Source organism: Orrella sp. JC864 (assembly GCF_037026685.1).
Taxonomy (GTDB): Bacteria; Pseudomonadota; Gammaproteobacteria; order Burkholderiales; family Burkholderiaceae_B; genus Orrella.
Genome location: NZ_JBANET010000013.1, coordinates 1 through 12131, shown reverse-complemented (window position 1 = coordinate 12131; position 12131 = coordinate 1). Strand labels below are relative to the sequence as shown.

Below are 12131 nucleotides of genomic sequence, written 5' to 3'. Positions count from 1 at the left end.
ATGCGTCAACCGAATGCGGCGAACCTGGTCGAGTTCTTCGGGTAAAGAAATCTTCCGTGGGACGCCGTCTGCGCTGGATCCGGCCGGTTGCCCGGACCGGGATTAAGCCCCTTGCCGCCCCGCGATGGCCGCGCGCCGGCCGGGCCGGCGGGCGGGGACTCCATCGCGGGCGCTTGGCGCTCCAGCGGTCTTTGACAGCAACATCCGGATAGATCCGGATGCAGCCCAAAGTCTTTTAAAACTATGCAGCGTAGGTACTGATGCCGGTCTGGCGCTACGCGTCAGGCCGAGGGACCAGCGGTCAGCGAAGCCAGTTCGACACGTGCGCCGCCACCCATGGTGGAGGACACGGCGAGCTTGCGCAGGTACACACCCTTGGACGCCGCGGGACGCGCTTTGTTCAACGCATCGACCAGGGCGGCCAGGTTGGTCTGCAGCTGCTCGACGCCGAACGAGGCGCGGCCGATGGTGGCGTGGATGATGCCCGCCTTGTCGGTACGGTACTGGACCTGGCCGGCCTTGGCGTTCTTCACGGCGGTGACCACGTCGGGGGTCACGGTGCCGACCTTGGGGTTGGGCATCAGGCCGCGGGGACCGAGCACCTGGCCCAGGGCGCCCACCACACGCATGGTGTCGGGCGAGGCGATGACCACGTCGAAGTCGATCTGGCCGCCCTTGATGCGCTCGGCCAGGTCTTCCAGGCCGACGATGTCGGCGCCGGCCGCACGGGCGGCTTCGGCCTTTTCGCCCTGGGCGAACACGGCCACGCGCACGCTCTTGCCGGTACCGGCAGGCAGCACGACCGAGCCGCGCACCAGCTGGTCGGATTTCTTGGGGTCGATGCCCAGCTGCACGGCCACGTCGATGGACTCATCGAACTTGGCGGTGGCGGTTTCCTTGACCAGGGCCAGGGCTTCGGAGACCGGGTACAGCTTGGTGCGGTCGATCTTGGCGCGCAAGGCGGCGGTACGTTTGGACAGCTTTGCCATGATCAGACTCCCTCAACCGTGATGCCCATGCTGCGGGCGCTGCCAGCGATCGTGCGGACGGCCGCTTCCAGGTCGGCGGCGGTCAGGTCCGGTTCCTTGGTCTTGGCGATTTCCTCGGCTTGCGCGCGAGTCAGGTTGCCGACCTTGTCGGTGTGGGGCTTGGCCGAGCCCTTTTGCACGCCGGCGGCCTTCTTGATGAGGACCGTCGCGGGCGGGGTCTTCATGATGAAGGTGAAGCTCTTGTCGGCGAAGGCCGTGATCACCACCGGAATCGGCAGACCGGGCTCCATGCCCTGGGTCTTGGCGTTGAACGCCTTGCAGAATTCCATGATGTTCAGGCCGCGCTGACCGAGCGCCGGACCGATGGGGGGAGAGGGATTGGCCTTACCAGCCGGCACTTGCAGCTTGATAAAGCCGACGATCTTCTTCGCCATGCTTTGCTCCTTGCGGGTTCAAGCGTCCTCGCGCCAGGCGCGACGGACTCCCCGGGGTTGAAAAATCAGGTCTTCTCGACCTGGCTGAAATCGAGCTCGACAGGCGTGGCGCGGCCAAAGATGGTGACCGACACGCGCACCTTGCTCTTTTCGTAGTTCACATCCTCGACGTTGCCGTTGAAGTCTGCGAAAGGGCCTTCCTTGACCCGCACCATCTCGCCCACTTCGAACAGCACCTTGGGGCGGGGTTTTTCGACCCCCTCTTCCATCTGGGAGAGGATCTTTTCCACTTCCTTCTCGGAAATGGGGGTGGGGCGGTTGCTCGAGCCACCCAGAAAGCCGGTGACCCGATTGGTGTTCTTGACCAGATGCCAGGTTTCATCCGTGAGCTCGAGCTCGACCAGGATGTAGCCCGGGAAGATCCGGCGCTCGGTGATGGATTTCTGGCCACCCTTGACTTCCACGACCTCTTCGGACGGGACCAGGATGCGGCCGAATTCGTTCTGCAGGCCGGCGCGCTCGATACGCTCGGTCAGCGCCTTGTGGACGCTTTTCTCCATGCCGGAGTACACCTGCACGACATACCAACGTTTGCTCATGCGTCGTCCTCAGCTCCAACCCAGCAACACACCGTACAGCAGCCACTCGATGATCTTGTCGACCACCCACAGGAACAGGCCCATGACCGCCACGAAGGCGAACACGATGCCTGTCATCTGCACGGTTTCCTTGCGGGTCGGCCAAATCACGCGCTTGACCTCGCCATAGGATTCCTGGGCGAAGCTCAGGGTCCGGCGGCCCGGCTCGCTGAACCAGGCGATCAGCGCCGCCAGCAGCAGGCCGCCGATGAACACGCCGATGCGCAGCACCATGGGCTGGTCGTCAAGAACCGAGAACCCGACGATGCCCGCGATAATGACGAGCACCGCCAAGCCCAGCTTGAGCCGGTCCATGGTGCTGGTTACTGTTTCTACGTTGGTGTTCGTCATCTTTGAACGCGGCAGCGCGTTAAGGGCGCGGACCGCGGAATATTGCGGTGGCAGGGGCAGAGGGAATCGAACCCCCAACCTTCGGTTTTGGAGACCGACGCTCTGCCAATTGAGCTATGCCCCTAGACCTGTTCGGCGCCGGGTTGCCCTGGCGCACGGGATGGCCGCCCCTGCAGGAATGGCCTGTCCCTTTGCTGCTTCGGCGACTTGCCGCGGCTGGCGGCCGGACTGCCGAAACTGGAAAGCTGCCTTGCGGCAACCCCCTATCGTACTACTTTCCGGCAAGAGCCGCTGGCAAGGCGTTTTTGCCTGCCCGGCGGCCCTGTGCCGGGTCTTACTTGAGGATCTTGGCGACCACGCCGGCGCCCACGGTACGGCCGCCTTCGCGGATGGCGAAACGCAGGCCTTCTTCCATGGCGATCGGCGCCAGCAGCTTGACCGTCATCGACACGTTATCGCCCGGCAGCACCATCTCCTTGTCGGCCGGCAGCTCGATCGTGCCCGTCACGTCCGTCGTGCGGAAGTAGAATTGCGGACGATAGCCGTTGAAAAACGGCGTGTGGCGGCCGCCTTCTTCCTTGGACAGGATGTACACCTCGGCCGTGAAGTCCGTGTGCGGGTTGATCGAGCCGGGCTTGGCCAGCACCTGGCCGCGCTCGACGTCCTCGCGCTTGGTGCCGCGCAGCAAAATGCCCACGTTGTCCCCGGCCTGGCCCTGGTCCAGCAGCTTGCGGAACATTTCCACGCCCGTGCAGGTCGTCTTGACCGTCGGACGGATGCCCACGATCTCGATTTCCTCGCCCACCTTGATCACGCCGCGCTCCACACGCCCCGTGACCACCGTGCCGCGACCCGAGATCGAGAACACGTCTTCCACAGGCATCAGGAACGTGCCGTCGACCGCACGCTCGGGCGTGGGAATGTACGTGTCCAGCGCCTCGGCCAGCTTCAGGATCGCCTGCTCGCCCAGCTCGCCCTTGTCGCCCTCGAGCGCCAGCTTGGCCGAACCCTTGACGATCGGCGTGTCATCGCCCGGAAAATCGTACTTGGACAGCAGCTCGCGAACTTCCATTTCCACCAGCTCGAGCAGCTCGGCGTCATCGACCATGTCGGCCTTGTTCAGGAACACGATGATGTACGGCACGCCAACCTGGCGCGAGAGCAGAATGTGCTCGCGCGTCTGCGGCATCGGGCCGTCGGCGGCCGAAACCACCAGGATCGCCCCGTCCATCTGCGCCGCACCCGTGATCATGTTCTTCACATAGTCCGCGTGGCCCGGGCAGTCCACGTGCGCGTAGTGCCGCGACTCGGTCTCGTACTCCACGTGCGCCGTGTTGATCGTGATGCCGCGCGCCTTCTCTTCGGGCGCCGCGTCGATCTGGTCGTAACCCTTGGCCTCTCCGCCGAACTTGGTCGACAGCACCGTCGTGATCGCAGCCGTCAACGTCGTTTTGCCGTGGTCAACGTGACCAATCGTACCCACGTTCACGTGCGGCTTGGTACGCTCAAACTTGCCTTTTGCCATGGCTGACTCCTGACTGGATGAAGCCTCGGGCTGCCCGGCAGCGCCGAAGACTGGGAATTAATGGTGCCCATGACGCGGATCGAACGCGTGACCTCTCCCTTACCAAGGGAGTGCTCTACCACTGAGCCACATGGGCATTGCCGTCGGCCTTGCGCCTTGCGCGCACAGCCGCCGGAAAAAACCTTTACTGCCTTACTGCAAACCTGGAGCGGGTGAAGGGAATCGAACCCTCGTCGTAAGCTTGGAAGGCTTCTGCTCTACCATTGAGCTACACCCGCGATTCGTTCCCGCACAACCACTGCCGCCAGCCGCGCGCCTGGGCCGGACAAAACACGGCGCTGCGTGAAGCAGCGCCGCAAGGTCCTGCCTGGCCCCGGGCCCGGCGATCATCGGAAGGCGGCCTGCTTGCGCGGCCTGCGTACTCTCCAAGATCCAGCCAGCCCGGCTTGCCGCCGGTCTCTGGTGGTGGGAGTTGGATTCGAACCAACGTAGGCGCAAGGCCAACAGATTTACAGTCTGCCCCCTTTAACCACTCGGGCATCCCACCGAAAGAGAACTAAGGATTATGGGTGGTTTTTATCGGCGTGTCAAATCAAATTTCAGGGATTTCCCGCAGGGCGGGCGGCAAGCCCGGATTTCAGTATTGCGCGTAGCAATCCTGCAGGAAGCCGGGCGATGCATCGCGCGTCAGGGCCAGCGCAAGCAGGATGCGCGCCTTTTGCGGGTTGAGATCGCCGGCGGCCACGAAGCCCAGGGCCTGGTCGTCCACCTCGACATTGCGCCGCACCGCGCCGCTGCCGGTGCGCGTGGCGCGCACCACGGCCACGCCCTGGCGCACCGCCCGGGCCAGTTCGTGCAGCACGGCGTCGGTGGCATTGCCATCGCCCACGCCGGCCAGCACCATGCCTTGCACGCCCGTATCGAGCATGGCGCGCACCCACGCCGGATCCATGTCCGCATGCGCGTACAGCACGCCCACGCGCGCCATCTGGCCGGACCAGGGAGCGAACTGGCTGGCGCTCGTGTGGCGGCGGCCCGCGGGCGCCTGCCAGGCCACTTGCTCGCCATGCACGTGGGCGCACGGCCCGCGTCCGGGCGAGGACCAGGCGCACAGGCCGTTGGCCGCCGATTTCTGGATATCGCGAGCGGCAAAGACCTGGTCGTTGACGGCCACCAGCACGCCGCGCCCGCGCGCGCCGGGATGCGCGGCCACCGCCACGGCCGCATGCAGATTGGCCGGCCCGTCCGCGCCCAGCGCCCCGGCCGGACGCATGGCGCCGGTCATCACCACGGGCTTGTCGGTGCGCAGCACCAGGCTGAGCAGGTAGGCCGTCTCTTCCATGGTGTCGGTGCCATGCGTGACCACCAGGGCCGCGATCCCATCGTCATCGCACAGCGCCTGCGCGCGCGCGGCCAGGGCGCGCCATACGTCCAGGGTCATGTTCTGGCTGCCGACGGCCGCGACCTGCTCGCATTCGATGCGCGCCAGCCGCGCCAGGCCGGGCACGGCCTGCAGCAAGGCCTGCGCCGGCAGGGCGCCGGCCTTGTAGGCGAGGTTCCCGGCCGGCGCGCCGGCGATGGTCCCGCCGGTGGCCAGCAGCGCGATGCGGGGCAGCTCCCGGTGCTGGTCCGCCTTGCCAGCGAGGCAGCCTTGCTCAGGCATCGACGGCACCCGACAGGCCCTGTTTTTCCAGCAGCGAGGACAGGTGCTCCCAGCCGTGGAAATCAATGATGATCTGGCCGCGCTCCTTGGTGCCCACCTTCAGGCTGACCCGCGTGCCCAGCTGGTCGGACAGCGCCTCTTCGAGCCGCGTGACATCGCGGCTGGGCGCGGCGCTCTTGCGCCCGCCCGCGCCGCCGCCCTCGGCCTCGCGCAGCGCGCGAGCCACGAGCTTTTCGGCCTCCCGCACCGACAGGCGCCGGGCGGTGATCTGGTTGGCCAGCAGGATCTGCGTGGCGGCATCGACCGCCAGCAGGGCGCGCGCGTGGCCCATGTCGATGTCGCCGGCCAGCAGCATGGTCTGCACCGCCGGAGCCAGGTTGAGCAGGCGCAGCAGGTTGCTGGTGGCCGAGCGCGAACGCCCGATGGCCTGTGCGGCCTGCTCGTGCGTCAGGCCGAATTCGTCCAGCAGGCGGCGCACGCCGTGCGCTTCCTCCAGCGGGTTCAGATCTTCGCGCTGGATGTTCTCGATCAGCGCCATGACCGCGGCGTTCTCGTCGGCCACCTCGCGCACCAGCACGGGCACTTCTTTCAGGCCCGCCAGCTTGGCGGCGCGAAAGCGCCGTTCGCCGGCGATGATTTCGTACTTGCCCTTGTCCTCGCCATCCAACGGGCGGACCAGGATGGGCTGCATGACGCCCTGCGCACGGATGGATTCGGCCAGTTCGTTGAGCGCGCCTTCGTCCATGTGGGTGCGCGGCTGGTACTTGCCCGCCCGCATGCGGGTCACCGGCAATACGGCGGGCGGCAGCTCGACGCCGGCTTCCTTGTCCAGGCCGGACAGGGGCGGGCCTTCCGAGCCCAGCAGCGCATCCAGTCCTCGTCCCAGGCCTTTGGGTTTTCTGCTTGCCATGGTGGGGTCCTTGCTTTTCTTGGTGGGTGGCGCGGGCATGCGGCGGCTCAGTCGAGCTGCCTGACCCGCTTGATCATTTCGGCGCCGAAATCGAGATAGGCCTTCGCGCCCCGCGAGCTGCGGTCGTAGACCACGCCCGGCACCCCGTGGCTGGGCGCCTCGGCCAGCCGCACGTTGCGCGGCACGATGGTGGAGAACACCTTGTCGCCGAAATGCGATTCGAGCTGTGCGGAAACCTGCTGCTGCAAGGTGACGCGCGGGTCGAACATGACGCGCAGCAAGCCGATGATGCGCAGGTCCGCGTTCAGGTTGCGATGCACCCGCTTGATGGTGTTGACCAGGTCGGACAGGCCTTCCAGGGCGAAGTACTCGCACTGCATCGGGATGATGACCCCATGCGCGGCGGCCAGGCCGTTGAGCGTAAGCAGCGACAGCGTGGGCGGGCAGTCGATCAGCACGAAGTCGTAGTCGCCCGCCACCGCCTGCAGCGCGTGGCGCAGCTGCTGCTCGCGGTCTTCCATCTGCACCAGGTCGATCTCGGCGCCGGCCAGCTCGCGGTTGGCCGGCAGCACGTCGTAGCCGCCGGCCTCGGCAGGCACGGCCGCCTGCTTGACCGTGGCCTCGCCGATCAGCACCTGGTACAGGTTGCAGGCCAGCGCGCTTTTGTCTATGCCGCTACCCATGGTGGCATTGCCCTGGGGATCCAGGTCGACCAGCAGCACCCTTTGCTTGTGCGCGGCCAGGCCCGCGGCAAGATTGATGGCCGTCGTGGTCTTGCCCACGCCGCCTTTCTGGTTGGCGATGCAGAAAACGCGGGCGGAGGCGGGCTTGGCTTGGTTCATGGGTTTCCTTTGCGGCACATCCAAATCAGGCAGCGTTGTGCCTGCAGCTCCGGTACATGCAGCGGCTCGGACCGGGCGACGGCCCACTGGCCGTCCTGTTCGAGCGCCGCGGTTTCATCGACTGGATCGCGGCCCTTCATGGCCAGCAGCCAGCCGCCGGGCCGCACGTGCCGGCCCGCCAGTCTAGAGAAATCCTGCAGGGATGCAAACGCCCGCGACACCACCACGTCGCAGGCGGCCGGGTCGAGCTGCTCGATGCGCGAGTGCCGGGCCGACAGGTTGGGCAGCTTGAGCGCGCCACCCATCTGGCGCACGAAGGCGGTCTTTTTTTCCACCGCGTCCACGCAGCAGACCGACCAGCCGGGCTTGCAGACGGCGATGACCACGCCGGGCAAGCCGCCGCCCGAGCCCACGTCCATGACGCAGGCCTGCGCCGCCCTGCCCTGGCGCGCCAGTTCGCGCTCCAGCGGCGCCACCACCGAGAGGCTGTCGAAGACATGCTGCACCAGCATCTGCTCGGGATCGCGCAGCGCCGTCAGGTTGTAGGTGCGGTTCCAGCGCTGCATTTGCGCCAGGTAGTCCAGCAGCTGCTGCGCCTGGGCCGGCGCCAGCGGCACGTCCAAGGCCTGCGCCGCTGCCTGCAGCCGCCGCAGCTGGCCGCCTGGTTCGACAGCGGCCATCTCAGCCTCGCCAGGCCGCCAGGGGGCGATGCGCCCCCTTGGAGGCCAGTGTACGCAGCGGACGTGGGAGGCGCTTCATTTCAGGCTGCCCGCTTGCGCGCACCATATTGCAGCCGCTTCAGGTGAATGAGCAGCAGCGACACCGCCGCCGGCGTGACGCCCGAAATGCGCGCGGCCTGCCCGATGGTCTCGGGCCTGGCGGCCTTGAGCTTTTGCCGGACCTCGAAAGACAGGCTGGTTACCGCGTCGTAGTCGATATCGGCGGGGATAGGCTGGGATTCCTGGCGCACGTGCTTTTGCACTTCGTCCTGCTGCCGGGCGATGTAGCCGGCGTACTTGATCTGCACCTCGACCTGCTCGGCCTCGGGACCCTCGGGCAGGCCGGGGCCGGCCAGCAGATTGCCGTGGCCGTCCGGGGCGCGCATCAGCTCGGCATAGGAAACTCCAGGGCGTGCCAGCAAATCTGATAGTGAGTACTCACGCTCTATGGGTTTGCCGAGCAAGGCGGTGGCGGCTTCCTGGGTGTAGTGCCGAGGATGCACCCAGGTCGCACGCAGGCGCTGGACCTCCGCTTCGATGCGGTCGCGCTTGCGATTGAATGCGTCCCAGCGCACATCATCCACCAGCCCGAGCTTGCGTCCGGTTTCGGTCAAGCGCAGGTCGGCGTTGTCCTCGCGCAGGCTGAGCCGGTATTCGGCGCGCGAAGTGAACATCCGGTACGGTTCGGTGACGCCACGCGTGACCAGGTCATCGACCAGCACGCCCAGGTAGGCCTCATCGCGACGAGGCGTCCAGGGTTCCTTGTCCTGGGCCAGCAGGGCCGCGTTGACGCCTGCCAGCAGGCCCTGGGCGGCCGCCTCTTCGTAGCCCGTGGTGCCATTGATCTGGCCGGCAAAGAACAGGCCGCGGATGGCCTTGGTCTCCAAGGTGCTTTTCAGGGCGCGAGGATCGAAATAGTCGTATTCGATCGCGTAGCCGGGCCGCAGGATGTGGGCCTGCTCCAGGCCGGGCAGCGACTGGATGAGCGCCAGCTGCACGTCGAAGGGCAAGCTGGTGGAAACGCCGTTGGGATAGATCTCGTGGGTATCCAGGCCTTCGGGTTCCAGGAAGACCTGGTGCGAGTCCTTGCCGGCAAAACGATGCACCTTGTCCTCGATGGACGGACAGTAGCGCGGCCCGATGCCTTCTATCACGCCGCTGTACATCGGCGAGCGGTCCAGGCCACCGCGGATGATGTCGTGCGTGCGACTGTTGGTGTGCGTAATCCAGCACGGCAGCTGCCGGGGGTGCATGGACGGGTCGCCCAGGAAGGAAAAGACCGGCACCGGGTCCAGGTCGCCGGGCTGCGCTTCCAGGCGTGAGTAGTCGATGGTGCGACCGTCTATGCGTGGGGGCGTGCCTGTCTTGAGCCGGCCCTGGGGCAGCTGCATTTCCTTGAGCCGCTGGCCCAGGGAAATGGCCGGGGGGTCGCCGGCGCGACCGCCGGAGTAATTCTGCAGCCCGACATGAATGCGGCCATTCAGGAAGGTGCCGGCCGTCAACACCACGGTGCGGGCCCGAAAGCGCAAGCCCACCTGCGTCACCGCCCCTACGACCCGCTCGCCTTCCAGCATCAGGTCGTCCACCGCCTGCTGGAACAGCCACAGATTGGGCTGATTCTCCAGGCGGGTCCGGATCGCCTTGCGGTACAGCACCCTGTCGGCCTGCGCGCGCGTGGCCCGCACGGCCGGCCCTTTGGATCCGTTGAGAATCCGGAACTGGATGCCCGCTTCGTCCGTAGCCAACGCCATGGCTCCGCCCAGCGCATCGATTTCCTTGACCAGATGTCCCTTGCCAATCCCGCCGATGGAGGGATTGCAGGACATCTGGCCCAAGGTTTCCAAGTTGTGGGTCAACAGCAAGGTCTGGCTGCCTGCCCGGGCCGCAGCCAGTGCTGCCTCCGTACCGGCATGGCCACCACCCACAACGATGACGTCGAATTCGCGAGGGAAATCCATGGAACTGAGAAAAGAATAAAGATCAAAGAGGGATTATAAGCCTTGGGGTATCCCCGTTCCACGTGAAACATTGACCAAGGGCGAGGGCGCGGAACTATTGGGTAAGCAAGACGTTTGGCGGCGGGCCTGTGATCTTCACGCCTGTATACATCTCCCGGTACGTTCCGGTTTGGGCGTATTTTTTTGGTGCTGATTTATCGGAATCCTCCCGAGAATTCGCTGTTGAGATGACCACCCCTTCGACTTTTCTACCCTGCTGGGCTTCATCTCCTCTCTTGGGGCTGCATTGAAGTGGCCGCCGCAAGCCCTCGATCCGCGACGCAGCAAGCGGCGCATCGGGGGGATCACCCATTTGGTTTATTGGTCGCCAACGCCGCGCCATGAACCAGACTCGGATAAAGCGTGGGCCCCAGCATCATGGCAGCTCGAGCGCGACGCGAATGAGTTCTGGCGCGTACTGCTGGTCATGACATTGCACTGAGAGATGCGGATACTGTGCCTCATGTCTCTTCAACACCAGGCCGGAACCCCGACGTTTCACGTGGAACATGATCAGGCTGGGGCACCTGTCGGCCTCTTCCCGCTTCCCGTTCCGCTTTTCGTCAATTCAAATCGCCGCACCCTGATTCTGTTCTTGCGTCCTATTGGGACAGCCTCAAGGCAGCTACATGGATATTCGTTCGCGGAATCGCGTTACTCGGCGCAGTGGCAAAGCTGACCCTTGCCGCTTATAGCGTTGCTTAGAACAAACGCGCTTGGGCAATGCGATGAACCGTTCCATCTATATTCCGTGCGGAGTCAGTACGTCATAGGAAAGAGCGGCGGCCTCGGTAAAACCGGGTTCGTGGTTTCACGTGGAACGCTCTCAACCTCTTACCGCCGTCCATACGCAAACGCCAATATCCGGAAAAGACTCAAGAGGCGGGCCGGGTTGTATGCCCGCAGATGCTCTGTAGCCAAGGTCGAATTACATTCATCGCAGCGGGCAGTGACGGTCATGCCGGGACGTTTCACGTGGAACATTGCAGAGAGGAAACCCGTCGCAGATGGCGAAGAGCCGGCCTTGGGGCTGCCATATAGGCCCAACGGCTAGAGGCTTTTTTGCTCCTGCTTCGTTGTCTACGCTCGTTGTCTACGCTCGTTGTCTCCATTCGTTGCCTCCATTCGTTGCCTCCATTCGTTGCCTCCATTCGTTGCCTCCATTCGTTGCCTCCATTCGTTGCCTCTATTCGTTGCCTCTACTCGTTGCCCCTGCTCCTTGCCCATACGGTCGCCTCTACTGTCGTTTCCTCCAATCGTCGTTGTTCCTACTCGTTGCCTGGATCGTTTCTTTGACGTAACGCCCGTGCACACCTTAGGAGCTTGATATGTGGGGTACGTCTCTATCACGGTCCGCCGCGGAAAAGGCGTAGACCGGAAGCCGTACCACGATCCTTCGAGAGCTTTCATCCCCGGGGATACCGCAGTCCCAGATCGATATCGCCGCGCCTCATGGCGCAAAACCATCTAGACCAGGACAGCCCGCATGGGTATTGCTACCGAGAGTCAAGCGGGAAAGTCGATACCGAAGTGATCCCATTGCCGTCCACCGACCACGACAGCTGGGTAGACGGATGCCAGCGAAGCGCAGGGCACCGCTTAATACCAAGAGATTCCTGGCTATTTATTGCCAAACATCTATGCAGCCGGAGACACTGGATATCGCTGCGATGGCGTCACGCACTTCATGCCAATAAGGCCTGTGTCCCCACGCTATGAAGTTCAACAGTACAAGGCAGACGATTCAGGGTTCGTTTCACGTGAAACGTGCCCACCATGCCAGGAATCGATAGGCACACCGCCCGGCCAACATAAAACCCAGCATGGCAGGACCAACTTGGCCTCCACATAGCGGAGCCTCCAGGCCTGTGCCATCTGCCCCGCTCTGGACGAGATCCTTATTCTGGAAGGCTCGCCACACGCCGAGCAGCAACACTGTTCATCCCAGTCATAGGGAAAAACCGCTAGCACAAGACTGTCTTTGGCGACCTTCTAGCCTGCGGTTTCACGGAAACGCCGCGACCCGCCAGACAGCTCGCAATTCGCAACTCGCAATTCGCAAC

General features: G+C 64.6%; 10 protein-coding genes and 4 tRNA genes. All 14 read right to left on the bottom strand.

All coding sequences use genetic code 11. From position 1 onward, the window contains the following. Positions 1-281 precede the first annotated feature (281 nt). Positions 282-989, bottom strand: a complete 708-nt coding sequence (gene rplA / locus V8Z80_RS12855; RefSeq protein ID WP_155195525.1) for a 50S ribosomal protein L1 — start codon at positions 987-989, stop codon at positions 282-284. 2 nt (positions 990-991) lie between these two features. Then, positions 992-1423 (bottom strand): 50S ribosomal protein L11, encoded by a 432-nt coding sequence (rplK, locus tag V8Z80_RS12850; RefSeq protein WP_336062224.1) that lies wholly within the window; start codon positions 1421-1423, stop codon positions 992-994. 65 nt (positions 1424-1488) lie between these two features. Then, positions 1489-2022, bottom strand: coding sequence for a transcription termination/antitermination protein NusG (gene nusG, locus V8Z80_RS12845; RefSeq protein WP_155197444.1), 534 nt, complete (start codon positions 2020-2022; stop codon positions 1489-1491). A 9-nt stretch (positions 2023-2031) separates the two neighbouring features. Beyond that, on the bottom strand, positions 2032-2412 hold the full coding sequence (gene secE / locus V8Z80_RS12840; protein WP_155197442.1) for a preprotein translocase subunit SecE: 381 nt from the start codon (positions 2410-2412) through the stop codon (positions 2032-2034). 48 nt (positions 2413-2460) lie between these two features. Further along, positions 2461-2536, bottom strand: a tRNA-Trp gene (locus V8Z80_RS12835). Between the two features lie 210 nt (positions 2537-2746). After that, complete coding sequence (gene tuf, locus V8Z80_RS12830) at positions 2747-3937, bottom strand: elongation factor Tu (RefSeq protein WP_155195503.1); 1191 nt, start codon at positions 3935-3937, stop codon at positions 2747-2749. A gap of 61 nt (positions 3938-3998) precedes the next feature. Continuing rightward, positions 3999-4073 (bottom strand) — tRNA-Thr (locus tag V8Z80_RS12825). A 68-nt stretch (positions 4074-4141) separates the two neighbouring features. Continuing rightward, positions 4142-4215: transfer RNA gene (locus tag V8Z80_RS12820), tRNA-Gly, on the bottom strand. A gap of 182 nt (positions 4216-4397) precedes the next feature. After that, positions 4398-4484: transfer RNA gene (locus V8Z80_RS12815), tRNA-Tyr, on the bottom strand. 90 nt (positions 4485-4574) lie between these two features. Beyond that, positions 4575-5600 (bottom strand): asparaginase, encoded by a 1026-nt coding sequence (locus V8Z80_RS12810; protein WP_336062221.1) that lies wholly within the window; start codon positions 5598-5600, stop codon positions 4575-4577. Next, the gene (locus V8Z80_RS12805; RefSeq protein WP_336062219.1) at positions 5593-6510 is read right to left on the bottom strand and encodes a ParB/RepB/Spo0J family partition protein; all 918 of its coding nucleotides are present in this window, start codon (positions 6508-6510) and stop codon (positions 5593-5595) included. Before V8Z80_RS12805 ends, V8Z80_RS12810 begins: the two co-directional genes overlap by 8 nt. 47 nt (positions 6511-6557) lie before the next feature. After that, on the bottom strand, positions 6558-7352 hold the full coding sequence (locus tag V8Z80_RS12800; RefSeq protein WP_336062216.1) for a ParA family protein: 795 nt from the start codon (positions 7350-7352) through the stop codon (positions 6558-6560). Next, on the bottom strand, positions 7349-8032 hold the full coding sequence (rsmG, locus tag V8Z80_RS12795) for a 16S rRNA (guanine(527)-N(7))-methyltransferase RsmG (RefSeq protein ID WP_336062214.1): 684 nt from the start codon (positions 8030-8032) through the stop codon (positions 7349-7351). The genes V8Z80_RS12800 and rsmG overlap by 4 nt, the downstream gene beginning before the upstream one ends. Before the next feature lie 80 nt (positions 8033-8112). Next, positions 8113-10029: a tRNA uridine-5-carboxymethylaminomethyl(34) synthesis enzyme MnmG gene (mnmG, locus tag V8Z80_RS12790; protein WP_336062213.1), complete on the bottom strand. Its 1917-nt coding sequence runs from the start codon at positions 10027-10029 to the stop codon at positions 8113-8115. Positions 10030-12131 lie beyond the last annotated feature (2102 nt).